The organism is Epilithonimonas sp. KH_059 (genome assembly GCF_057838485.1).
Genome location: NZ_CM174468.1, coordinates 2,232,043 through 2,256,376, shown reverse-complemented (window position 1 = coordinate 2,256,376; position 24,334 = coordinate 2,232,043). Strand labels below are relative to the sequence as shown.

The window sequence follows — 24,334 nt, the reverse complement described above, 5'->3', positions numbered from 1 at the left end:
ATTGATTAAAACTACTTTCAATGAAGAATTATTTCCTTTTACCCTTTCTATGTCTCTTTTCCCTTCTGTTCTCTCAAGAGAAATATGTTCTCGTTCTACACGGGGGCGCAGGAACCATCACCAAACAAAACATGACGCCCGAAAAGGAAGTGGCTTACAAAGACAAACTCTCTGAGGCTCTAAAGGCCGGATATCTTCAAATTGAAAAAGGCGAAAGCGCCGTGCAGGCCGTAGAGGCCACCATTGAAATCCTTGAAAATTCACCCCTTTTTAATGCCGGAAAAGGGGCCGTCTTCACCGCGGAAGGGAAGAATGAAATGGATGCAGCAATCATGTACAGCAAAAACCTAGACGCCGGAGCCGTTGCGGGCGTAACCACAATTAAGAACCCTATCAAAGCGGCCATTGCCGTTATGCGCAATTCACCCCATGTTTTGTTAGTGGGAAAAGGTGCAGAAGTATTTGCACACGAACAAAAATTAGAAATCGTCTCCCCTGACTATTTTTATACGGAAGACCGCTTCCAATCTTTGCAAAAGTTTCTTAAAAAAACCGAAAATGAAAAATCGACTACTTCTCGAACCCAACCTAGCTTTTTAGATGTGGATTATAAATTCGGAACGGTTGGCGCGGTCGCATTAGACAAAGAAGGAAACCTTGCCGCTGGAACCTCTACAGGAGGAATGACCGGTAAAAAATGGAACCGTGTCGGAGACTCTCCTTTGATTGGTGCAGGCACCTATGCAAACGAGTGGGTCGGAATCTCAGGTACCGGATGGGGAGAATACTTCATTCGCACCACAGCCGCAAGAACCCTTGCTGCAAAAATGCAATACCAAAACAAAGACATCCAAACCGCAGGCTCTGAAGTCATTGCAGAAATTGAGGCTTTAGGGGGTGACGGAGGACTCATCGTCCTCGACAAAAATGGAAATGTCGCTATGCCGTTCAATACAGCGGGAATGTACCGAGGTACAGTCACGAGCGAAGGGAAAATCGAAGTTCAAATTTACCGTTAAACCTGAATTCCATGACTCCTTTGCAATTTGAACTTACCTCTCTAGAGCAGTGGCCTGAAGTCGTAAAAGAACTCCTTCCTCAAATCGAGAAGCAGCCCGTTTTGCTTTTAAAAGGCAATCTGGGAGCCGGAAAAACAACCTTTACGAAGGAACTTGTTCGCCAGCTCGGCAGCCCCGATTCGGTTAGCTCCCCTACCTACGCTCTGGTAAACACCTACCAAGGTTCAAAACTAAAAATATATCATTTTGATTTGTACCGCCTTCAATCGAAAGAAGAAGTGTATGACATTGGAATTGAAGACTATCTTGAGCAGCCCAATACCCTTTGTATCGTGGAATGGCCGGAGGTATTTGAAGAGGAACTGAAAAGTGAGGGTTACCACGAACTCCGCATTGAAAATTCTCTTGAGAAACGAAAGGTTTACTTTCAGTAGTCCTTACCTCTATAAGTTTAGGATATTTGTATCTTTGCGACTGAATTACTATTAATACAAAACCACCTATGAGCGGTACGATTTTTACTCCATTCACGGAAAAGGACCTCTTACCCAAAGAGGAAAAACTTGAAGTGTTTAAAAAAGGAAAAAAATTCACAATTGGACTTCCCAAAGAAACTTGTTTAAATGAGCGAAGGACTTGCCTTACGCCGGACGCTGTTCAAGTCTTAACCGACCACGGTCATCAAATCATTGTGGAACAAGGGGCCGGGAACGGTTCGTTCTTTTCAGACATTCAATATGCAGAGGCAGGGGCTAGAATCACGACCGATCCCAAGGAAGCATTTGGTCAAGAGCTCATTATGAAAATCAATCCTCCTACCCTTGAAGAGATTGATTACTTAAAAACAGGGACTCACCTTATTTCGGCTTTGCAAATCAATCTACGGGACAAAGAATACTTTCTAAAACTAGCCGAACAAAAAATCAACGCTATTGGTTTTGAATTCATCACAGACGATTACCATCAACTTGCACTCGTAAGGCTCATCGGAGAAATTGCAGGAACCACTTCAATTCTCTACGCATCCGAACTTTTGGCACTTTCCAACGGTCTTATGCTTGGGGGAATCACGGGAGTTCGTCCTACGGAAGTCCTCGTAATTGGCGCTGGAATTGTAGGCGAGTTTGCTACGAAAGCCGCCATAGGACTAGGGGCAAGCGTAAAGGTATTTGACAACTCCTTATCCAAATTGCGCCGACTCCATACGCTTGTCGACGGTCGAGTTCCTACTTCCATTATTGATCCAAAAGAGCTTTCTAAAAGCCTGCGACGTGCCGACGTGGTGATTGGAGCATTGCCGTCTTTAAATGAAACCCCTGTGATCACTGAGGAAATGGTACTGAAAATGAAAAAAGGAAGTGTCCTAATCGACATAACGATCGATCATGGGAAGGTCTCGGAAACCTCCGAACTCACCACCATGGAGGATCCTTTTTTTATCCGCCACGATGTTATTCACTGTGGACTTCCTAACCTAACTTCCCGTATTCCTAGAACAACCACAAAGGCAATTTCTAATTTCTTTTTGTCCTATATTTTAAATTACGACCAAGAAGGAGGATTTGACAATATGCTAATGCATCAGGCCCAGATGAAAGAGTCCCTCTACATGTACAAAGGACGACACACAAACAAATCGGTATGCGATCGATTTGATCTTACCTACCACGACATTAATCTCCTCATTTTTTAATAAGAAAACAAGAGCAAGCAGGACTTCTTTTGCGTCCACATGCCACATAAACTCATGCGAAAACTAAAATTTTATCTGATCGGTCTAATTCCCGGAATTATCCTGGTATTTTTCATACTTAATAAAAAAGGAGCCACGTGTACGGGGTATCTACCCAACAGTCGGGTGGTTGCAGAAACCTTAAGTAAAGATTTTTTTTACGACCCTACATTTACTCAGCAGATGAAGGATCAAGGCGTCACACCTGAATTCCTTAAAGACAGTATAATCACGAAAGGGGAAGTCGATTTCACGCGTAGTGATGCGCAAAAAAAGCCTTGTCCTCAGTACGTTATTCAGTACCCAAAAAAGAATCCACGCTATGAAATCGCCTTTGAAAAATGCGATGAAAAAGCCAATTTTAAATCCCTTAGTGGGCTATAACTCATGACTATTGCTTTATTTGGAACGGGACTCATAGGAGGCTCCTTAATGCTCCGGTTAAAAGAACAAGGCCTGGCGCAAAAAGTCTATGGAATTGATTTGGATTCCACGCACTTGCAAACCGCTTTAAAGCTTGGAATTATTGATGAGATCTCCTCGCTAGATACTTTGCCCCAGAACACCGATCTGGTCGTACTGGCTGTCCCTGTGGATGTCACTCAAAAAATACTCCCAAGTATCCTCGATCGAATCTCTCGCTCGAGCGTCGTGATGGATGTGGGTTCTACCAAACAAGGCATTGCTGAGGCTGTGGAAGCCCATCAGATGCGAGGTCGCTTTGTTGCTTTTCACCCTATGTGGGGAACAGAAAACAGCGGACCGGAATCGGCACAATTGGACAGCTTTGAGTCAAAAGCCGGTGTTATTTGTGATCCCGAAAAATCCGATAAAGATGCGCTAGATACAGTAGAATCCCTAGTTCGCAGTCTAGGAATGAATATTTTGCATATGAGTGCAAGGGACCATGATTTGCACACAGCTTACATCTCACACATATCCCATATTACATCTTACGCACTTGCGAATACCGTCTTGGAAAAAGAAAGAGAAGAGGACACCATTTTTCAATTGGCCAGTTCTGGATTTTCCTCCACCGTTCGACTCGCAAAATCACACCCAGATATGTGGGTTCCTATCTTCAAACAAAATAAGGAAAACGTACTCGATGTATTGAATGAGCATATCTCGCAACTTCGAAAATTTAAAAGTGCACTTGAAAAAGAAAACTACGAACTTTTAGAGGAACTCATTTTGAACGCAAATCGTATTCGACCGATTCTAGAAGAAAAGTAACTCTCCTAGCATTCCGGTACATTGACCGCAATAGCGAGTCCTCCTTCAGAAGTTTCTTTAAATCGATCACTCATACTTTGAGCGGTATCCCACATAGATCTTGTCACCTCGTCTAAAGTAACGCGAGCTTTCGAAGGGTCGCTCTCAATTGCAATGTTCGCAGCTGTGATCGCTTTCATCGCTCCCATGGAATTTCGTTCAATACATGGAATTTGCACCAGTCCCCGAATAGGATCACAAGTAAGACCTAAATGATGTTCCATGGCTATTTCTGCTGCCATAAGGACCTGTCCCGGCGTTCCTCCCATGATTTCAGTAAGACCAGCCGCGGCCATGGCGGAAGAAACTCCAATTTCTGCTTGGCATCCTCCCATGGCTGCAGAAATTGTCGCATTCTTTTTGAACAAAGTGCCAATTTCGCCAGCGACGAGCAAAAATCGAATAATCTGATCTTTTCCCTGGTGAGGGGTAAAGGTTTGGGAATACATAAGAACTGCTGGAATCACTCCACTCGCTCCATTGGTCGGTGCGGTAATAATGCGCCCAAAACTTGCATTTTCTTCGTTCACAGCTAGTGCGTAGCAAGTAACCCATTTGTTTATGGAATTAAAAGATTGGTCTGCTTCCACAAGCATTTGAAACCACTGCTTTTGATTTTGATAGGTCTTTTCACCTAATAATTTTCGGTTTAATCCTGCAGCACGTCTACTTACATTTAGACCGCCAGGAAGCGTTCCCTCTTTGTTTACACCTTTGTAAACGCAAGTTTGAATTTGATCCCAAATATAAAGTGCGTGCTCATCAATTTGCTTTTTGGTTCGCCAGCTCTCTTCATTTAAGTACACAAGATCAGAGATGCGAGGCAAATTGTGCTTTTCTACATTGCGAAGGATATCTTCTCCACTGTGACAAGGATAAAGGGTGCGGACACTATACTCTTCAATCGAATTGTCCTCTTTAGTCGCCACAAAGCCACCGCCCACAGAATAATAATCTTGAGAAATCTCTTCACCGTCCTTAAAGACAGCCTTAAAGATCATGCCGTTCGGATGGAAATCTAGACTTTTGGTTTTGTTTAGAATCAAATGATGTCCGTAGACAAAAGGAACCCATGATTTCCCCGCTAAACAAAGTTTTTGCGAGCTCTTTATCTCCTCAACCTTTTGATCGATTAGATTGGTATCTATGGTTTGGAAGTTCTCTCCCGACAAACCAAGCATTCCGGCAATGTCGGTTCCATGCCCAATCCCTGTTTTCGCAAGCGAACCGAAGAATTCTACAAACACTTCGCTCACCTCAGAAATCGGTCTACTTCTCTCGATTAAATTAATAAAAAGTTCGGCTGCATTCCAAGGCCCCATGGTATGGGAGCTTGACGGCCCTATGCCGACCTTAATAATTTCAAAAACACTTATTGATTGCATAACTTATGATAACAAAACAAAGATACTATTAATCTCTTAATCTTTCAAGTTGAGAACCTCCTTAATGATGGAGGATACTTCCCTACTTTTTGTGACCGGAAAAAGATGGGTCCCGCCAGAAATCACATAGTCGGGTTGAGAATTTTTAATCGGGAAAATATGGTCCTTATCGCCTAATATTTGAATCACCCCCTCTAGTGGCTCTGCACGCCAATGAGCAATTTGATTTAGACTCCATTTTAGATAACGGTTATCCCGAACTGTGAAATAATTCAAAACATTTGAACTCGTGGCACCAAACAAATAATGCAGAGCATATTTCATCACTTTCAAATTGGGGTCTAAAAGTCCGGCAGGAACATATCTAAAAAGCCTTGTCATCTCACCCGCCCTTAGAAGAGAGGACTTTTCTTTTCCACTCCGAATACTTCCTAAAATAATGGTCTTTTGGGCCGGTTTAATTCTTGAAATCTCCTGAACGACAAGTCCACCAAACGAATATCCTAACAAATAAAAAGGCTGGGAATCGTCCACTCTCTCTGCCATTCTAAGTACATAATGGCTAAAACTTTCCTTTTTCTCTGGCATAAGCCAATCCAAAAAAACCACATTGAGCTCTGGGGGAAATTCCAGTCTCTGTAGTACGGAAAAATCTGCCCCAAGACCGCTTATCACAAAAATGTTCGTTTTTTCTTGCATCTTGATTCTTTTTCTTGAAAGATTCTCCTACTTAAAAAGAGCAGGAAAGTATCTTTCCTGCTCTCCTATCCAAACCCTCAGAAAAACATTCCCGAGCGTTACATGGGTTAATTTTAGTTCATTTCTCTAAAGGCGCCATAATAAGCAGCCCCTTCTAAAATACCTTTCTTATTTTTTAGAATATAAATTGGAATATCTTTAAGTAGATGCTCCATCCGGTCAGAAATCTTAAAGTTCTTATAAAACTTCTGGTGGTCGATTAGATCATTAAGTTCCTGGGTAATATCCCCCGTAATGATTAAACCGCCGGTCGCTTTTAATTTTAACACAAGACTGTTTGATTCTCTCGCTAAAAACTCCAAAAACATGTTTAGCGTCAGCTTAACTAACCTCGATTTTTTTTCTCTTGCAACCTCTGCGAAGACCGTTAGAAACTCTTCATTTTTAAGTCTTTCGGTTAACCAAGGCTCTTCTTCGTGTCGGCCTATATCTCTCAGGAAACGATAGATGTTGTAAAGTCCGTCTTTAGAAAGAACGGTTTCCCAAGTGACAATTCCATAAATCTTGGTTAGGAATTGATAAAATTGAACTTCAAAGTCATTTCTAGGTGAAAACTCAGTATGGCCTCCCTCTGTGGCGAACGGCCGTAAAAAGGTACCGTCATAGAAAAGTCCAGCTTCTCCAAGCCCATTTCCAGGAGCAAGTAGTGCCACATTTCCTCGGCGACGGTCTTTGGAAGAGTGAATAATCTCAAAATTGCTATCATAAACATCCGACAAGGAATAGGCAGTGGCTTCTAAATCATTAACCAAATATACTTTTTCCAGATTCAGATCTTTCTGAATGCTTTCCGCCTCTAACCCCCAAGGTAAATTGGGCGTTTCGCATTTCCCGTTAATCACAGGTCCAGGCACGGCAATTGAAAACTTTTTGATAGATTCTAATTGCAATTCAGAAATAAAGCCTTTGGCCATCTGCGTAAAGGATTCAAAATCGGACGTGGCATACGTCTTCTCGATTCGTAGGGTAATTTCCCCATTTTTGCAATCATAGACCCCTAATACACTCTGATCCTTTCGAAGGTCAGCAACTAGCAGGTTGTTATTTTTATTAATTTCGCACTCACTTCCAGGCGAATAGAGGGGAAATTTCGTTTTAGGACTCATAGGTGTACGTTTACTCTCAAAGATAAAAAAACTTTCTTAAAACCACGAAAAAAAAACCTCCCCAATCAATGAGGAGGTCCTAATTTACACTTTCTTGGACCTATCGGCCTAAAGGAATATTATAAGAAACCCCTACGCCCAATGCTCCTGCATTGTATTTTTGGTCTCCAATCTCTCCTTTGTCACCTGTAAATACCTTTTGGTATTGTACAGAGAAATTCCAATCTTGGTTATGGTATCCAATCTCTGGTTTAATGTAGAATCCTCCGTCTGGACGATCGACCATTAATCCTGTATTAGAAGCTACCTTATCGTCACCTGTAATAAATCCGTATCCGACATCCGTACCTAAATAGAATCCAGTTTGTCTTGGATATACACGGATTAAGGCTGCAACGGGCACAACACCGAAATCGTTGTTATTTACGGTTACACCATTTACATCATTTTCACGTCCAAAATAATGAGAGTACCCTGTGGCAACCCCCAATCCAAATCCAGGAGTGATTAGATTTTGATATGCCACTTCAACTCCGACCGCAGCCGATGCATTTTCTGCAGGTACTGCAGCTCCTGCATTTACACCCACTTTCAAAATATTACGCATATCAGCTGACTGTGCACTTACGATACCTGCCGTTAATAATCCAGCGGCTAGGATTGATTTTTTTAAAGTATTCATACTATTAAATTTTACAGTTACTTTTAAATTTTACTTTTAATGGTAGCAACTATTGAAAATTTTATGCCAAAACACCCTGCCCTCTGCAACCCACCCATCAATTTTAAAGCCAACGAGTTGATTAATAATTATTTATATTTTAAACATATGTTTACAAGGAAGAGAGAGAATAAGGCTTATTTCGAAGTTAATTCCCTTTCTCTTCTTACGAATACGCTAGCAAAAATGGCCCAAAACGAAAAGGATATAGGACTTATTTAGAGTGTGAGCATTCGAAAGGATAATGCTAGGTCCCCACAATTCCCTCCTCTAGAAAAGAAGTAGTACCCATTAAGCTAGAGGATCTATTGAATAAAAAAAAGCAATCTTTAGAAAGACTGCTTTTGATTTTAAGAATTTTGTCGCTTTGCCAGTGATTTTTTCTCCTGTCTCTGCTCATACTTTTTCACGATGAATCCTATCGCGAGGGGAGCGACCCAGATCAAAATTCTTCTTAATAATGTTGGACTCATATTCAATAGATTTATTAATCCCATTTGACAATTTTCAGGCCAAAACAACCTGAGTGGATTTGAAGATTCAAAAGATGAAAAAACAAAAGAAAATTAAATAAAAATTCCCGCAGAAGCGGGAATTTATAGTGTAAGCGAGAAAAAATTAATTGTTCGCTTGATCCTCTTGGTTAGAAGACTCTGATCTTGGTTTTTGATCCGGTCTTGGAGGTCTTGGTAAAAGAACTTTTCTAGAAAGTTTCATCTTTTTACGATCGTCGTACCCTAAGAACTTCACTTCTACTTGATCCCCTTCCTCATACGGTACTTTTTCCGTACGTTTCCAGTCAATCTCTGAAATATGAAGAAGTCCTTCGGTTCCTTTTGCAATCGCGACAAACGCTCCAAAATCCATTACTTTTACAACGGTACCGTTGTAAACCTCCCCTACGGTAGGAATAAATGTAATTTCATTAATTCTTGCAATGGCATCATTGATTTTATCTCTGTCTGTTCCAGCGATTTCAATTCTTCCAATTTCACCAATCTCTTCAATGGCAATCACCGTATCGGTATCTTTTTGTAATTGTTGAATGATTTTTCCACCAGGTCCAATTACGGCTCCGATAAACTCTTTTCCAATTTCAAGAATTTCCATTTTCGGTGCATGTGGTTTCACATCTTCTCTTGGTGCATCTAGCGTTTTAAGAATTTCACCAAGAATATGAAGTCTTCCTTCTCTTGCTTGGTTTAAGGCAGTTTCCATGATGTCCATAGAAAGGCCTTCAATCTTAATGTCCATTTGACAAGCTGTGATTCCGTCCGCTGTACCGGTCACTTTAAAGTCCATGTCTCCTAGGTGATCTTCATCCCCTAAGATGTCCGATAGAACTTGGAATTTACCTGATTTAGGGTCTGTAATTAACCCCATTGCGATCCCTGAAACTGGTTTTGAAATTTTAACCCCTGCATCCATAAGAGCGAGAGTACCTGCACATACAGTCGCCATGGAAGAAGATCCATTTGACTCAAGGATGTCAGACACAATACGAATCGTGTATGGGTTCTCTGCAGGAATCATTCCTTCTAAAGCTCTTTGAGCTAAATTCCCATGTCCTACTTCACGTCTAGAAGTTCCTCTAAGAGGTCTTGCTTCTCCGGTTGAAAACGGTGGGAAGTTGTAATGAAGGAAGAATTTTTGATCGTAGTTAATCGCTACGGAATCCACCATGTTCGCATCTTTCACAGATCCTAAGGTCACTGCAGTAAGAGACTGAGTTTCCCCTCTTGTGAAAATGGCAGAACCGTGCGCTCCTGGAAGGTAATCTACTTCGGACCAAATAGGACGAATCGTTTGAGGCGTTCTTCCGTCTAAACGAATCCCTTCATTAAGGATCATTTGACGCATCGCTTCTTTTTCTACATCGTGGTAATATACTTTTGCAAATCCAGCAACTTCCACTCTTTCTTCTTCCGAGTACTGAGCTAAGAAGGATTCAAGAACTTCTGCAAATCGATCATGTCTTTCCTCTTTAGAAGAAGGAGACTTTGCTACTTCGTATACTTTATCGTATGTTTCTTCCCAAACTTTTTTACGAATCTCTTCGTTATGGGTTTCGTGCTCATAGGTTCTTTTGACTGCTGTCGCAGGAATTCTTGCCGCTAGTCTTTCTTGAGCCTCAATTTGTACTTTGATTTCGTCGTGCGCATATTTAATCGCTTCTAGCATTTCCGCTTCTGAAATTTCTTTCATTTCGCCTTCTACCATTACGATTGAATCTTTGGTTGCACCCACCATAATATCAAGATCTGCTTTTGCAAGATTCTCCATACTTGGATTGATGCTATACTCTCCGTCAATTCTTACGACACGTACTTCTGACATGGGTCCATTGAAAGGAATATCAGTGACCGCAATAGCAGCAGAAGCTGCAAGACCCGCTAGGGTTTCTGGCATTACTTCTTTATCGTAAGAGATTAAGGAAATCATCACCTGAACTTCTGCGTGAAAATCAGAAGGGAAAAGGGGACGTAGAACACGGTCTACCAATCTCATCGTTAAAATTTCTTCGTCTGAAGGTCGAGCCTCTCTTCTAAAGAAATTTCCTGGGATCTTACCTCCCGCGTAGAATTTTTCTCTATAGTCTACGGTAAGGGGAAGGAAATCAACCCCTGGGTTGGCATCTTTGTTTGCTACAACGGTAGCTAGGAGCATCGTACCTCCCATTCTTACAACTACAGACCCGTTTGCCTGCTTGGCCAAACGTCCTGTCTCGATCGTTACTTCACGACCGTCTTTTAATTGAAATTTTTCAATAATTGCTTGTGGAGCATTCATAAAATTACTTTCGTCTTTGTTGCACTCCGTATTGAGTGCGATTACTATTTAAACATTTTAAATTTTCGTGGGCAAAGTTAACGATTTTATCATGAAAAATCCCTAAATTCTAAACACTTCGCGCCGAGTTTTCGAAAAATCAGACCCTGAATTTCTACAATCTAGCTCTTCAATCTCCTTACTTAGATTTGCTTTCCATTAAATATAAATTTTCAGAGGCTATTCGGAAAGGTCTTACCCTATCTTCATTTCGCGAATGGTCCTAAAGGATAAGAATTATAATTTTCAAGAATTTTTTCAAAATTTCCATTTTACCGCTCTGTGGCATAAATCTAGCGCTATTCAAAGTACTAAAAAAATAAAATTATGGGAATATTATGGACACTTATTATCGGAGCTTTAGCCGGATGGCTAGGGTCTCAAATTTTTAAAGGAGGAAGCTTAGGACTTCTGGGTAACATTGTCGTAGGAATTGTTGGAGGCTTTATTGGCTACTGGCTACTTGGAACTACATTTGGAACCAATATTTTAGGTCAGATTCTTACAGGAGCGGTAGGAGCCATCATATTACTGGCAATAATCAATCTACTCACCGGCAGGCGAGTCTAATGAAAATTAAACCAAAAAAAATGAAGCCGTCTCAATACAATTTTGAGGCGGTTTCTTTTATATGCTAATTTTTAAGTAAATATTTTGTGGGTTTGCACTATTTGTAGTGATTGAGCAAAAAGAGGCTCTTGTTTAAGCACCTTTCTTTCTTAAATTGTGCGCTAATGCATGTAATCCGAACTCTAATTCTGCTTTTTGTATTCCTATATGTGTAAATCGTTTGAAGTTTCTGTTGGATTTGATATGAGCAAATACAGGTTCCACATCCACACTACGCTGCTTGCGTTTGATTTCTCCAAGTTCGCTCAGCATGTTTTCCCGTACTTTGGACCTATGGCGTTCTAAATTCGAGTTCCTCTCTACGATTCTGTTCCCCTGTGCTTTGAAACAGGTCCCTCGCAAAGGACACCCTTTACAGTTTTGAGCCTGATACAACGAACTCTTTTGACTGAACGCACTTTTGGTTTTCCGGCTTCTTTCTGTTATTTTGTTCATGGGTTGTCCCATCGGAACTGATGGGTCATAAAAAATACGATTTCCTTGTTTCACCCAATCCTCATTCGACATCCCTGTTGGGTCAACAAATCTGATAGGATTATTAAAGCCGTAGGCGTTGGACTCCAATTTGGTGTGGTTTCCGCCAGCGGATCCACATTAATCCACCTTCCAATCACAGGCATGTAGTACCTAGCACCGTAGTCGTACATTCCAATTTCATCTTGTAGTTCCTTTCCATTAAATTTATATAGATAGTCGGAGGGAATCGCTGCCTTGTTGTAGCCCTCATGCTGAAGACCAAATGGATAATAATTTGACTCTTCTATTACTTCCAAGGTTCCTGATCCATTATTCCAAAATGAAAGCCTTACACTTCCCAAATGATCCATATAATTGTAAATGTACGCATTTCTTGAAATATCAAAATATCCTTGGTTGGTTTTGATATAGGCCAAGGTAGAGGATAGTCCTTGAGTTTTGTAAAGGTAATCTCCATGGTAGATTTTACCATTATTTTTGATGTTGTAATTGCAGTTTTCTGCCATCAGCTAAGTACTCATATCGTAGCGTATCTGACGTTTTGGCAATTTCACTTGGTAGGTTTAGAGGGTTGAATAGATATATATAAGTTCATCCAAATTGCTCACCCTGCATTCCGTAGGCTACTATATTAGGTCAATATTCTACTTAAATATGAAATAGAAAACCGTCTCAAAAAAAAAATACCGACTCTTAATTGAATCGGTATTTTTTTTAGTTTGAAAAGGATTATTTTCTAAGTCCTAGTTCCGCGATAATCGCTCTATATCTAGTAATATCCTTGTTTTTAAGGTAATCCAATAGTCTTTTTCTTTTCCCTACTAACTTTACAAGAGATCTTTCTGTTGCAAAATCTTTTTGGTTCTTTTTCAAGTGACCTGTTAAGTGGTTAATACGGAAAGTAAAAAGTGCTACTTGTCCTTCTGCAGATCCAGTGTTCTCTGGAACTCCGCCATGTTTTGCGAAAATTTCCGCTTTTTTCTCTGATGTTAAGTACATGCAAATATTATTTAATGATTATTATGTAACGAGCTGCAAATATACAACAATTCCCCAATCTGAGCAAACCGGTTTTTGAACGAAAATTTAGTCCCGTAAAAAGTGTTAAAAAAATCTTAAATTTTATAATATAAATTCCAGGAATTGGCTCTATTTTTGCATCATTACTACAAAGATGAAAAAACTGTTATTCCCCATTTTACTTGTTGCGGCAAGTGCTGTAATTTTAAAGAGTTGCATAAACGTATCCGCTGCACAGGGACCTAGTTTTTCCAATTCAAATATTGGCTCACAGAACGTTCAACAGGTGCTATTTTTCAATCCAGAAATTGACCCTGGAATAGAGGAGATTCGATTCCCATCCTATCAAACTTTTTTTGACGGCGTTACCCAAGAGTTTTCTAAATCTAAAAACATTGTAGTAAACCGAGTGGAAACTCCAATGATTTACGATGATGTAGACGTGGAAACCCTCAAGGAAATTTGCAAAATCAATAATTTTGATCTTGCCGTAGTTCCAAAAATAAAATATTTCAAAGTTGGTTTTGGAAAATACGTACTCTCTAATCAAGTACTTGTAAGTTTAAAAATGTACAATTCGAATGGAGAACTCTTAAGTGAATCTTCCTACGACACCTATCGTAAAAACAAACGCATCCTTGGAAGTACAGAAAACTCTATTAAGATTGGAACCACCGGGGCATTAAACGAAATCCGTAAGTACATTCGAAAAATACGGTAAGCATGGATCGCCCTTGAGGAACGGTTCTAATTTCGAAAAGAATATTATCTTTGAAAAAAGCTACCCTTTGTAAGTCGTAAGGGGCCCATAATTTTCAAATCGATTCAAATGCGTATTGTCTCTCTAGTCCCCTCTTTCACCAAAACACTTTTTGATTTTGAGCTCGATAGTTCCCAGATTGTAGGAAGAACAAAATTTTGCATCCACCCTACAGAGAAAGTTTCTCAAGTGCAAATCATTGGAGGCACGAAGGATCTTAAATTGGAGCAAATAAGAGCTTTGCGGCCCGACCTCATCTTGGCAAGCAAAGAAGAAAATGAAAAAGTCCAAGTCGAGACGCTTCAATTGGAATTTAATGTTTGGGTTACCGATATTAAAACTTTAAATGACAATAGGGAATTTCTTAGCGAGCTCGGGGAACGTCTCCAAAAACAATCCTTAGCCCACTGCTTTAACGAAAAACTAGATCAAATGTTTAATTCTCTTCCGAGAAGAAAAGAAAAGAGTCTTACCTATTTCATTTGGAAAGACCCTTATTTAAGTGTAGGCGGCGATACCTTTATCCACGCTATGCTAGAACAACTAGGATTTAAAAACTCGCATGAAAATGCTTTGCGCTATCCCACAGTTCCTCTTGAAGAGCTCGCCAGAGAAAAAACTCTTTTTCTTTCAAGCGAACCCTATCCTTTCAAAGAAAAACATAAGAAGGAACTTCTTTCGCTATATCCACACCTTGAAATCCATCTGGTCAATGGAGAAGCATTTAGCTGGTACGGAACCCATTTGCTAGAGTTTGAGTCGGATTACAGAGAACTTATCTCTATTTTATAATCTTTGCGATTTCCTCGCAAAGCCATTCCAAAAGCTCTCTATCTTCCTGTGTAAATGCATTGGGCGTATGAGAGTCAATATCAATTTGCCCTACATTCACACCGTCTTTAAGAATTGGAACCACAATTTCCGCTTTGGTCTCTAGGGAACAAGCCAAGTAATTCGCCTGCTCATGTACATCTGCTACAACAAATGTTTCATTAGAAACCGCTACTTGTCCGCAAATTCCTTTTCCAAAAGGAATGACTGTATGGTCTGTTTCAGCTCCTACGTAAGGACCAATCACTAACTCCTCCTTGTCTCCATTTCGGAAATAGAATCCAGTCCAATTAAAATGTTCGATCTCTTGATCTAACAATTGGCAAATCTTTTTCAGTTTGCCTTCAAAGCTTCCCTGAGGACTCTCTAATATAAATAACAATCTTTTTTTTAGCTCTTTCATGATTTATTCAAAGTGAAATTCTTTATACCCAAACAGTCCTCTTTCTTTGATCATTTCCGCCACGCCTTCCGGAAGTTGATCCTCCCATCCGTTTTCTTGGTTTGTGATCTTCGCAAGCACATCGCGCGAATAGATTTCAAGTACACTTGGGTCATATTCTTCTACATCTACAATTTGCCGGTTGGCAATAAAAAATTTATAAAGTTCTTTTACCTTACGATCTACTTTCAACGTTTTTGATGTGAGTAGACAATTGGTGTCTGGATCTTTGTATGGGTAGAGATAAACCCGCATATCTTTTCGGAAAAATTTTCCGAATGCTTCGAGTATACCTCCAGACAAATGCTCATAGTATTGCTCTTCGAAGACCATCAGAAGATTGTTTACGCCCATCGCAATCCCGAAGTATCGAATGTTATAGCCTGTAAAATATTCCGCAAGTCTATAATACTCAGAGAAATTGGAAACCATAACCGTATAACCTAGCTTGGCTAAGATATCGACTCTATCTAAGAAATCCCGCTCATCAATACGACCGGTGGCACGCAAATTAAACGTGGTGATTTCAAAAATAATGACAGTATCCTCAGACTTTCCTTCCGTATCTTTTAGAAACATCTGAAGTCCCTTCTCAAACATATCGGTGTTAACGAGCGTCACCGGCCGAAAGCTACCTCGAACTGCAAAAACATCTTTCTTATAGAGAATATCGGCAGGCAGCATGTTCTTTCCTTCCGAATTGAAAATCACGGCATCTGTCATTCCTTTTTTCACGAGCTGCAGAGACATAAGGCGATTGTCCACATAAGGGAAAGCGGGCCCTTCAAAATGAATGGTATCAATTTCAATTTTGTCTACTGAGATATCATCGTACAAAGACTTGAGCAAATTCCGGGGATTGTCAAAATAATTAAAGGCACCGTAGATAAGATTCACGCCTAAATTCCCCAACGTTTCTTGCTGTAAACTCGCTTCGTTTTCTTTAAATCGGACGTGAAGAATAATCTCACTATACTTTTCATTCGGTTGATGCTGAAACATAAGTCCCACCCAACCGTGACCTTTAAACGTTTTGTGATAGTTTATCGTTGTGACGGTATTGGCATAGGAAAAATAGCGACGGTTTGGCATCTCCGATTGGTTTAGCCGCTCGCTTATGAGTCGCATTTCGTGACTAAGCATTTTCTTTAGACGGGTCTGGGTGACAAAACGATTTTTGTCTTCCGTCCCATAAATTGCATTGCTATATTCCTTATCGTATGCGGACATTGCTTTTGCAATCGTATTGGAGGCACCGCCCGCCCTGAAAAAATGGCGTACCGTTTCCTGTCCAGCACCGATTTCTGCAAATGTGCCGTATATATTATGGTCTAAATTGATTGCTAATGCCTTCTGTTTCGGGGTTAAGAATTGCTTAATCTCGGACATTTATATTTTTTTGTAAATTTACCAAAATAATAACCGAGCGCAAAATGAAACTGAAATTTCTAGGCACAGGAACCTCCCAAGGCGTCCCCGTCATAGGATGCAGTTGTGAGGTTTGCACCTCACAAAACCCTAAAGACCAACGCCTAAGAGCCTCGGCCATCCTAACCACAGACTCAAATCATAAAATATTAATTGACTGTGGACCTGATTTCCGCGCTCAAATGCTTAAATACAAGGAAACCTCGGTCGATTCCCTACTTATAACGCACGAACACAACGATCATATTATTGGGCTTGACGACGTACGCCCCCTGATCTTTCGCACCCGAAAAGACCTTGAACTCTACTGCCAAGCGCGCGTGGCAAAAGAAATACAAGGCAGATTTCCATATGCTTTTGCTGAGAATCGTTATCCCGGGGCGCCCTCTTTTGAGATTCATGAAATTGACGCGACGCCATTTACTCTTTGGGACACTCTTATTACGCCCATCCAAGTCTTACATTATACCCTTCCCATCTTTGGTTATAAATTCAAGAATTTAGCCTACATCACGGATGCAAGTTTGATTCCTGAAGAAGAAAAAGAAAATTTAAAAGATCTGGATTATCTCATCTTAAATTGCATTCGAAAAGAAGACCCACACCCCGCCCACTTCATCCTTCCTGACATTAAAAAACTCAATGAAGAGCTAAAACCCAAGATCTTACTTCTCACGCACATCAGCCATCATTTTGGTCTTCACCTCGAAAACGACCCTGATCTTGACCCGAACATTTCTTTGGCCTACGATGGTCTAGAAATTGAATTCTAACAAATTCGAGAAAAACATTTTTAAATTTTAAATTTTACCTTATATTTGCACACCAAAATTGCCCAGGTGGCGGAATTGGTAGACGCGTTGGTCTCAAACACCAATGCCATTGGCGTACCGGTTCGATCCCGGTCCTGGGTACTATTAATTAAAAGTAATCTATTGAATTTCAATAGATTACTTTTTTTTGGTTCCGAGAGGTTTTGTTTTGCACCTAATAGACGGATAAATCAAGGCAAGTGAATCATGTTCCATACTATTAATTTGCAACTTATTGCATCTAAATAATTTGCCAAGAACCTTTCGTCCTTCCTATTATGGACGTGTTTTTCAATCTCGGAATCCTCTATTTCTAGATTTCCTGCTAATTCTCTTCTAGCAACTTTTTTATTTTTTACTATTAAACGATATACCAGATCCTGCGTTGGAGTCAGTTCTGTTCTAGAACAGTTAATTTGACCACCTTCTTTCCAAAATATCTAATTGCGACAGAAAATTCAGCTAATAACTGCGAGAGAATTCTTCTCTAATTTTGGCGCATCTGTATAATTTACAATTTAATTATATCCTAATCACAAACGACTAGAATGACTTTCATCATAGTGGTTTTTCCTAAGGTTTCTACTATTCCCAATCCAAAACCATCAATTTTTATCAAACTAATAAATAATTAAACAAACGTTGAACAATCGCTATATTCCATCAACTTAAATTACAATATATGTAAAACATTAGCGAGTATTGATATATATCACTTATAATTTTCTCTAAATATTTACGAATACCCAAACCCTTAGGTATCTTTGTATAAGAAAATGAAACCAATTAAAATTATCAATAATGAGAAAAGTATCAAGAGTCAAATTACTCGCCTTGTCCCTAAGTTTTGTAGCTGGAATTTTCAGTGCCCAACAGCTTTCGAGCAAAAGTGTAAATGTGAGTGTAGAGGGAACCTCACCCATGCACAACTGGACAATGACTTCCACTACGGGTTCCTTTAGCGCCCAACAGAATGGGAACACATTAACCAATGTAAAATTTACGATGCCTGTGAAAAACCTTAAAAGTAGCAAAGGGAAAATGATGGACAACAAAGCATACGGTGCTTTAAAGGCTAGCACATCACCTACCATTTCCTTTACCACTTCAAGTTTAAATGTAGGCAAATCGGTAGTGAACGCTCAACTCTCGATTGCGGGAAAATCCAAAACAATTTCGATGCCCGTGACACTTACAAAAACTGGAAATGCCTACAAAATCGTTGGAATTCAAAATTTAAAAATGTCTGACTTTGGAATGGAAACCCCCGGCTTTATGGGAGTAAAGACAGGAGACCAAGTAAAAGTATCCGTATCCATCGTAACCAATTAGAATAGTAACTCTAAAATGATAAAACAATGAAAACTCAAAACTTGAAATTAGCTCTCGCTACCGCGATTTTCACAAGTAGCATTTCGTTTGCACAAAACAGCGACATGCGAGCCTACTTAGCTCCTGAAAAATACCAAAGAAATATCTTTGAGGATCCAAAAATGCAGTCTCCTGACTACGAGGGAGTCAAAGTATCGATTGGAGGAGATTTCGCTTTGCAATTCCAAGCACTGGATCATTCTACCAAAGGAAATCTAGGGTACAAATTGGACGCAAGCGGACAACCTACGTCCGAGGCAATTCAGCTCTTAAATTTAGGAAGTGATGTCAATCTTCCCACCGCCAATTTAGATGTGAATGCCTATCTAGCCAAAGGAGTTAAAATGCATTTAAGAACTTACCTATCAGCGCGTCACCATAATGAAGCGTGGGTAAAAGGGGGATACATTCAAATTGACGACTTAGACTTCGTATCCGAAGGACTGTTATCCAATGTGATGCAGTACGCGAGAGTAAAATTGGGAATGGATGAACTCAACTATGGAGACTCGCATTTTCGACGCACCGACAACGCCGAGGCTTTAAACAACCCGTTTGTTGGGAACCTAGTGATGGACAACTTCACCACAGAACCTTTCTTAGAAGCCTACTTATTTCACAAAAACTTTCTAGGAATGGTGGGAGTTTCGAATGGAAAACTCAACCAAACCGCTGTAAAAGGAAAAAGCGACAACAAACCGTCGCTCTATGCTAAAGTGGGATATGACAAACAAGTGGACAAGGATCTACGCGTTAGACTAACCGGATCCCTCATGAAAACCAACGGTCTTACCACTGGGGGCAACCTTTACGGTGCGGACCGAGCAGGATCTCGCTATTACTATGTCCTACTAACCGAAATGGATGCAATGGGAACCAGCAATTACGCTACAGGACGATTCAATCCTGGGTTTAAAGAAATGACCGCCATCCAAATTAATCCGTTCGTAAAGTACCAAGGACTTGAATTCTTCGGAACCTTCGAAAATGTAAGTGGAAACAAGCTTGTAAGTGGTGCAAAGCGAGATACCCGTGGGAATTATACGCAGCTTGCGGCTGAACTTCTCTATCGATTTGGCCAGAAGGAGCAGTATTACTTCGGAGGCAAATACAATACGGTTTCTGGTAAAGACGACAAAAACGCAGCAAAACGTTCGATCGATCGATACAACATCGGTGCAGGTTGGTTCATGACCCCAAATGTACTTGCAAAAATCGAATACGTAGATCAAAACTATAACAACGACACTGTTTGGGGTGCCTCTAGTCCACTTATGGGTGGTCAATTCAACGGAGTGATGCTAGAAGCGACCATAGGTTTTTAATTTTATCTTTTTAAATTTTTTTGGAAGAGGGGCAATCCAATTGCCCCCTTTTTTTCTAGAAACTTGCTATATGAAAATTGAACAGCTATTAATTCTACTGCTTCCTTTCTTCTTTTTTGCCCAAAACAACAGCATTGTGATTGCCGGCAAAACGAACGTGAATGCCTTTAAATGCACCCACACAAACATACCACTACTACCCGCCTTGCAAAGTGACAAGCTGCCAAACATTCAGTTAAAAGTGGTTGATTTTGATTGCCGAAACAAACTCATGACAAATGACTTTCGCAAAACTCTAAACCACACGAAGTATCCAGACCTTACCATTCGTTTTGTAAAACTTAAAAAGCTCGGTACAAGCAATTATTACAAAGCCACATTGGAGGTTCAGCTCATGCGCAGTCAAAAGACCTACGACATTACACTATTCCAAGAAGGGAATCAACTGGTGGGAACCAAAAGAGTTCAATTTAGTGATTTTCACATCTCACCGCCCACTCGGTTAGGAGGCACCATTAAAGTGCAGGATGAATTAGATCTATCAGTGAGTCTAAAAACCTTACCCTAAACTAAGTAAGGAATACTCTAAAATCAACTTAAAAATTCAATATTCCGTTTTAGTCCACTAAATTTTGTGCGCTTCACAGCCGATTTTCGAAACACCTCGGAGAATAGCTCCTGCGTTAGTTCTTTCCACTGTGCTTTTGAGAATTGATCTAAGCCTGGATTGGGATCAAACCTTGGCTGTTTATGGGGAAGCGAAAACCGATTCCAAGGACATACATCTTGGCAAATATCACATCCAAACATCCAATCCTCCATCGAATCCTTAAACGATGCAGGAATGGACTCTTTAAGCTCAATAGTAGCGTACGAGATGCATTTACTGCCATCAATGACACTAGGCTCCACTATGGCCTCGGTAGGACAAGCCTCAATGCAGCGGGTACAACTTCCGCAATAATCCCCCATCGGAGAATCATACTCGAGTTCCAAATCGCAGATAATCTCTGCCAAGAAGAAAAAAGAACCTTTTTGCTTGGTTATTAGATTCGCATTTTTTCCCACCCAACCGATTCCGGATTTGCGAGCCCAACTTCTTTCAAGAACAGGAGCTGAATCTACAAATACCCGAAAAGAAAATTCGCCGATTTCTTCCTGAAGCTCCTGAACCAACTGCGCCAAAATCCCCTTGATAATAGGATGGTAATCCTCACCATAGGCATACTTTGAAATTTTAAAATTTTCAAGCGTGGGAAGCTCCTCACTTGGATAGTAATTGTACGACAGAGAGATCACAGATTTGGAGCCTTCTACAAGCAATCTTGTATCCACACGCTTATCAAAATGATTCTCCATATACTGCATCTTCCCCTGAAAGCCCTTTTTCAAATAACTTTCAAGCGCTTTTGCATCCTGTTCTAGAAACCCAGACTCAGCGATGCCGCAATCTTGAAACCCAAAAGCTTTCGCTTTGGTTTTAATCAATTGGGTCCAAGATTCTTTTGATGCATTCATTCCACTGCGAAGATAAAGCAAATTCCAATGTCAAAAAAAGAGAGCTCAAGAATTCCTCGAAATTTCCTTATAGAATTTAAAAATTTGCTACTTTAGCAAAAATTCTAAGCATATGAGTACAATACAAGAAGTCTTAACCTCTGGAAATTACCATTTAATTGATGTACGCGAACCGATTGAACTAGAAATGGACGGTGCAATTGAAGGAGCCACCAATATCCCCTTAGGTGAGGTAGAGGCACGTGCCGAGGAAATCACTAGCTTACCCAATCCGGTCATTCTCTTTTGTAGAAGTGGAAACCGAAGTGGAAAAGCCCTTGAACTTCTTTACGACCATGGACTAAAAGAAGGCTACAACGGAGGTGGATACATTCAACTGCAGGCTCTTCTAGAAGATCAATAAAATTGAGATCACGACCTAAAAAAAACACCTCTTGGGTGTTTTTTTTGCTTTAGGCTAGAAAATCGACAAACGTAGCCGATTGAAATTCTTCTAGTAATCTTTCAAAGACTTCGTCCACACTGAGCACCTGGTCTATTAGGGCGGATACCTGCCCGATTTCGAGTTCGCCTTCTGTTAAGTCGCCCTCGAACATACCTTTTTTGGCTCTTGCTCGGCCGAGCACGCGCCGTAATTCCTCTTTATCTCTTCCCGATGCATAAATCTCCTCGAGTTGGTTAAAGAGCTCATTTTTCACCATTCTAACCGGCGCCAGTTCCTTTAAAGAAAGCATTGTACTTCCCTCCGATAAACTTGTGATGTGCTCTTTCCATAGATCGTGTGCACTTGCTTCCTTCGTGGCTGCAAAACGACTGCCGATCTGAACTCCGTCAGCTCCCAAAATTAGGGCTGCTTTCATTTGAGAACCCAGGGCGATTCCTCCTGCGGCAATGAGCGGAGTTTTTATATGTCTTTTCACATTCGGAATCAAAACAAGGGAGGTCGTCTCCTCTCTACCGTTATGTCCACCCGCCTCAAAACCTTCCGCCACAATTGCATCCACGCCCGCATCTTCGCACTTGACCGCAAACTGGGTAGAGGACACGACATGTGCCACCTTCACTCCTTCTTTTTGAAGGGTTTCTGTATACGTTTTAGGACTTCCCGCGGAGGTAAAAACTATTTTTACGCCGTGGGAAAGGACAATTTCAATGATTTCCTCTAGGTTGGGATAGAGCATGGGGATGTTCACCCCAAAGGGTTTGTCCGTAGCCGCTTTGCATTTGACTAAATGTTCCTTTAAAACATCGGGATACATACTTCCTGCCCCAATTAAGCCTAACCCTCCCGCATTGGACACAGCACTCGCAAGACGCCATCCTGAATGCCAAATCATGCCCCCTTGAATGATAGGGTATTTTATTTTGAAAAGCTCGGTAATACGGTTTTGTTTCTCGCTGTACATTTTCTCTGCGATGCCAAAATGAATAAAATTGCTCATGTACCAAAAATAGAAAATCCTTTAGAGATTCTAAAGGATTTTCTAGGGTTATTCACTTTCTTTATTCCACTCACTGGTAAAAGCGCAGTGGTGGTATCGTTCGTTAATTGAGATAAACGTATCGGATAATTTCTCCTTTACCCATTTCTCAACAAGCTGTGCCTTCTTTCGTTCCGCAGCGAGATGTTTAATTCTCTCATAATCGGTTTCAATCGCGAGCTGGTGAGAAGCGATTTCCTCGTTTACCATCACAATATTCACTGTTTTTCTTTCGTTGGCGGCTTGGTCTTGGAATACTTCTGTCATATCGTGAGGCTGTATTCCTACGATTTGATATGCTAAAGTAGCGGGAAGATCAATCTTCTCGATCTTATCCCCTCCATCGGCACCGGTCAAAGTACCTCCATTAAATTTCGTGTTCTTGTCGTCCGAGAATTTGAATGCCGCTTCTTTAAAGGTTAATTTTCCTTCAATAATTCTTGTACGTATAGAATCAAGCTCTTTTCTCGCATTTGCAATTTCTTCCGCGTTTGGTTCCGCTTTTAAAAGAATGTGCCTAGCATCGTACTGCTTCCCGCTCTTTTTTACAAGTTGAATCAGGTGGTAACCAAAATCCGTTTCTACAGGTTCTGACATCTCCCCTTCTTGTAAGTTTAAGGCAGCGGCTTCAAAAGGCCTTACCATTTTTCCTCTCGAAACATTGGTGTAAAGACCACCCTGAGCAGCGGATCCAGGATCTTCAGAGTAAATACGAGCCATTTGCTCGAAACTTTCTCCATTTAGAATGTCCTGTTTGATTTTTAAGAGTTTGGCTTTTAGTTCGTCTTTATGCGCTTCCGTTAATTTAGGATACATCATAATCTGTGAAACCGAAACCTCGTCCTTTACCATAGGCAATTGATGTTGGTACATCGTATAGAAATCGGTTACTTCGTTTGGAGTTACATCCACTTTCTCCGTAATTCTAGCATATTTTTGCTGACCGTAGTAATTGTCCGCGTCAATTTTTTCAATGGCATTTTTCATCTCGTAAGAATTACGAAACTTATAACCTGCAAGCATTGCTTTCTCGTCTGGGAACTGGGAAAGAATTTGGTTGTATTTCTCGTTTGCCATTTCTTTGATTGCCGCCGTTCTATTCTCAATAAGCGTATCGCGCTTCGCTTCGTAGATTAGAAGCTTATTGTTCACGATGTTTGCAAGAAACGTACAGCGGTCACTCACTTGGGCACCTTGCTGCTTGGCGTAATTCATTTGTTCGTCAATGTCCGACTCCAAAACAATTTCGTCTCCGATTACCGCCGTAATCCCATCCACTAATGCTCCTTTTTGAAGTTGCTGCCCCTGAGCGCTTCCTGCAAAAAGGGTTATAAAAAACACACTTAAAAAAAGTGATTTTACATTATTTACCATCATAAAACTATCTAGTTTGCAAAATTAGGATTCTTCGCG

The 24,334-nt window shown here is 40.6% G+C and carries 26 protein-coding genes and 1 tRNA gene; 14 read left to right on the top strand and 13 right to left on the bottom strand.

Annotated elements, in window-relative coordinates; translation table 11 throughout:
* Positions 1–20 precede the first annotated feature (20 nt).
* The 5 genes from AC3IRX_RS10660 to AC3IRX_RS10640 all read left to right on the top strand — a co-directional run bounded on the left by AC3IRX_RS10660 (position 21) and on the right by AC3IRX_RS10640 (position 3,987).
* Complete coding sequence (locus AC3IRX_RS10660) at positions 21–1,019, top strand: isoaspartyl peptidase/L-asparaginase family protein (RefSeq protein ID WP_489210303.1); 999 nt, start codon at positions 21–23, stop codon at positions 1,017–1,019.
* Between the two features lie 20 nt (positions 1,020–1,039).
* On the top strand, positions 1,040–1,453 hold the full coding sequence (tsaE, locus tag AC3IRX_RS10655) for a tRNA (adenosine(37)-N6)-threonylcarbamoyltransferase complex ATPase subunit type 1 TsaE (protein WP_459084407.1): 414 nt from the start codon (positions 1,040–1,042) through the stop codon (positions 1,451–1,453).
* A gap of 68 nt (positions 1,454–1,521) precedes the next feature.
* Positions 1,522–2,712: an alanine dehydrogenase gene (locus AC3IRX_RS10650; RefSeq protein ID WP_489210301.1), complete on the top strand. Its 1,191-nt coding sequence runs from the start codon at positions 1,522–1,524 to the stop codon at positions 2,710–2,712.
* Positions 2,713–2,766: 54 nt separating this feature from the next.
* Positions 2,767–3,135: a hypothetical protein gene (locus AC3IRX_RS10645; protein WP_489210299.1), complete on the top strand. Its 369-nt coding sequence runs from the start codon at positions 2,767–2,769 to the stop codon at positions 3,133–3,135.
* A 3-nt stretch (positions 3,136–3,138) separates the two neighbouring features.
* A complete protein-coding gene (locus tag AC3IRX_RS10640) occupies positions 3,139–3,987 on the top strand; it encodes a prephenate dehydrogenase (RefSeq protein ID WP_489210298.1) in 849 nt (282 codons plus the stop codon).
* A gap of 5 nt (positions 3,988–3,992) precedes the next feature.
* Here the strand turns inward: AC3IRX_RS10640 and AC3IRX_RS10635 are convergent, their stop codons facing one another.
* The 5 genes from AC3IRX_RS10635 to AC3IRX_RS10615 all read right to left on the bottom strand — a co-directional run bounded on the left by AC3IRX_RS10635 (position 3,993) and on the right by AC3IRX_RS10615 (position 10,787).
* Positions 3,993–5,411: an L-serine ammonia-lyase gene (locus tag AC3IRX_RS10635; protein WP_489210296.1), complete on the bottom strand. Its 1,419-nt coding sequence runs from the start codon at positions 5,409–5,411 to the stop codon at positions 3,993–3,995.
* Between the two features lie 36 nt (positions 5,412–5,447).
* Complete coding sequence (locus tag AC3IRX_RS10630) at positions 5,448–6,110, bottom strand: alpha/beta hydrolase family protein (protein WP_489210294.1); 663 nt, start codon at positions 6,108–6,110, stop codon at positions 5,448–5,450.
* A gap of 113 nt (positions 6,111–6,223) precedes the next feature.
* Positions 6,224–7,276, bottom strand: coding sequence for a glucokinase (locus tag AC3IRX_RS10625; RefSeq protein ID WP_489210292.1), 1,053 nt, complete (start codon positions 7,274–7,276; stop codon positions 6,224–6,226).
* A gap of 100 nt (positions 7,277–7,376) precedes the next feature.
* On the bottom strand, positions 7,377–7,958 hold the full coding sequence (locus AC3IRX_RS10620; protein ID WP_459084343.1) for a hypothetical protein: 582 nt from the start codon (positions 7,956–7,958) through the stop codon (positions 7,377–7,379).
* A gap of 657 nt (positions 7,959–8,615) precedes the next feature.
* Positions 8,616–10,787 (bottom strand): polyribonucleotide nucleotidyltransferase, encoded by a 2,172-nt coding sequence (locus AC3IRX_RS10615; protein WP_489210289.1) that lies wholly within the window; start codon positions 10,785–10,787, stop codon positions 8,616–8,618.
* Between the two features lie 366 nt (positions 10,788–11,153).
* Between AC3IRX_RS10615 and AC3IRX_RS10610 the strand changes: the two genes are divergently transcribed.
* Positions 11,154–11,396, top strand: coding sequence for a GlsB/YeaQ/YmgE family stress response membrane protein (locus tag AC3IRX_RS10610; protein WP_459084345.1), 243 nt, complete (start codon positions 11,154–11,156; stop codon positions 11,394–11,396).
* Between the two features lie 132 nt (positions 11,397–11,528).
* Here AC3IRX_RS10610 and AC3IRX_RS10605 read toward each other — a convergent pair whose 3' ends face one another.
* The 3 genes from AC3IRX_RS10605 to rpsO form a co-directional block, all read right to left on the bottom strand.
* The gene (locus AC3IRX_RS10605) at positions 11,529–11,903 is read right to left on the bottom strand and encodes a transposase (protein WP_489211487.1); all 375 of its coding nucleotides are present in this window, start codon (positions 11,901–11,903) and stop codon (positions 11,529–11,531) included.
* A gap of 38 nt (positions 11,904–11,941) precedes the next feature.
* Positions 11,942–12,439, bottom strand: a complete 498-nt coding sequence (locus AC3IRX_RS10600) for an RHS repeat domain-containing protein (RefSeq protein WP_489210287.1) — start codon at positions 12,437–12,439, stop codon at positions 11,942–11,944.
* A gap of 223 nt (positions 12,440–12,662) precedes the next feature.
* Positions 12,663–12,932: a 30S ribosomal protein S15 gene (gene rpsO, locus AC3IRX_RS10595; RefSeq protein ID WP_459084348.1), complete on the bottom strand. Its 270-nt coding sequence runs from the start codon at positions 12,930–12,932 to the stop codon at positions 12,663–12,665.
* Between the two features lie 175 nt (positions 12,933–13,107).
* Here rpsO and AC3IRX_RS10590 point away from each other — a divergent pair, with 175 nt between their 5' ends.
* Positions 13,108–13,674, top strand: coding sequence for a pyruvate decarboxylase (locus AC3IRX_RS10590; protein WP_489210285.1), 567 nt, complete (start codon positions 13,108–13,110; stop codon positions 13,672–13,674).
* Between the two features lie 108 nt (positions 13,675–13,782).
* Entirely contained in the window at positions 13,783–14,505 is a 723-nt protein-coding gene (locus tag AC3IRX_RS10585) for a helical backbone metal receptor (protein WP_489210283.1), read from the top strand.
* On the opposite strand, the gene AC3IRX_RS10580 is transcribed toward AC3IRX_RS10585, so the two are convergent.
* Both AC3IRX_RS10580 and AC3IRX_RS10575 read right to left on the bottom strand, forming a co-directional pair.
* The gene (locus AC3IRX_RS10580) at positions 14,495–14,947 is read right to left on the bottom strand and encodes a GAF domain-containing protein (RefSeq protein ID WP_459112726.1); all 453 of its coding nucleotides are present in this window, start codon (positions 14,945–14,947) and stop codon (positions 14,495–14,497) included. The two genes, AC3IRX_RS10585 and AC3IRX_RS10580, sit on opposite strands and share 11 nt — an antisense overlap.
* Positions 14,948–14,950: 3 nt before the next feature.
* A complete protein-coding gene (locus AC3IRX_RS10575; RefSeq protein ID WP_489210281.1) occupies positions 14,951–16,375 on the bottom strand; it encodes a TonB-dependent receptor in 1,425 nt (474 codons plus the stop codon).
* Between the two features lie 44 nt (positions 16,376–16,419).
* Here AC3IRX_RS10575 and AC3IRX_RS10570 point away from each other — a divergent pair, with 44 nt between their 5' ends.
* The 5 genes from AC3IRX_RS10570 (at position 16,420) to AC3IRX_RS10550 (ending at position 20,490) form a co-directional block, all read left to right on the top strand.
* A complete protein-coding gene (locus tag AC3IRX_RS10570; RefSeq protein WP_489210279.1) occupies positions 16,420–17,187 on the top strand; it encodes an MBL fold metallo-hydrolase in 768 nt (255 codons plus the stop codon).
* Positions 17,188–17,247: 60 nt separating this feature from the next.
* Positions 17,248–17,328 (top strand) — tRNA-Leu (locus AC3IRX_RS10565).
* A gap of 699 nt (positions 17,329–18,027) precedes the next feature.
* The gene (locus tag AC3IRX_RS10560; RefSeq protein WP_459084354.1) at positions 18,028–18,558 is read left to right on the top strand and encodes a YceI family protein; all 531 of its coding nucleotides are present in this window, start codon (positions 18,028–18,030) and stop codon (positions 18,556–18,558) included.
* Positions 18,559–18,584: 26 nt separating this feature from the next.
* The gene (locus AC3IRX_RS10555; RefSeq protein ID WP_489210277.1) at positions 18,585–19,922 is read left to right on the top strand and encodes a hypothetical protein; all 1,338 of its coding nucleotides are present in this window, start codon (positions 18,585–18,587) and stop codon (positions 19,920–19,922) included.
* Between the two features lie 70 nt (positions 19,923–19,992).
* The gene (locus AC3IRX_RS10550) at positions 19,993–20,490 is read left to right on the top strand and encodes a hypothetical protein (protein ID WP_489210276.1); all 498 of its coding nucleotides are present in this window, start codon (positions 19,993–19,995) and stop codon (positions 20,488–20,490) included.
* Between the two features lie 23 nt (positions 20,491–20,513).
* Here AC3IRX_RS10550 and queG read toward each other — a convergent pair whose 3' ends face one another.
* Complete coding sequence (gene queG, locus AC3IRX_RS10545; protein WP_489210274.1) at positions 20,514–21,440, bottom strand: tRNA epoxyqueuosine(34) reductase QueG; 927 nt, start codon at positions 21,438–21,440, stop codon at positions 20,514–20,516.
* A gap of 112 nt (positions 21,441–21,552) precedes the next feature.
* On the opposite strand from queG, the gene AC3IRX_RS10540 reads away from it, so the two are divergent.
* Complete coding sequence (locus AC3IRX_RS10540) at positions 21,553–21,843, top strand: rhodanese-like domain-containing protein (protein WP_459084360.1); 291 nt, start codon at positions 21,553–21,555, stop codon at positions 21,841–21,843.
* A gap of 49 nt (positions 21,844–21,892) precedes the next feature.
* Here AC3IRX_RS10540 and AC3IRX_RS10535 read toward each other — a convergent pair whose 3' ends face one another.
* Together AC3IRX_RS10535 and AC3IRX_RS10530 are read right to left on the bottom strand one after the other, a co-directional pair.
* Positions 21,893–22,882 (bottom strand): NAD(P)H-dependent flavin oxidoreductase, encoded by a 990-nt coding sequence (locus AC3IRX_RS10535; RefSeq protein ID WP_489210272.1) that lies wholly within the window; start codon positions 22,880–22,882, stop codon positions 21,893–21,895.
* A 48-nt stretch (positions 22,883–22,930) separates the two neighbouring features.
* Positions 22,931–24,295 (bottom strand): peptidylprolyl isomerase, encoded by a 1,365-nt coding sequence (locus AC3IRX_RS10530; protein WP_489211486.1) that lies wholly within the window; start codon positions 24,293–24,295, stop codon positions 22,931–22,933.
* Positions 24,296–24,334 lie beyond the last annotated feature (39 nt).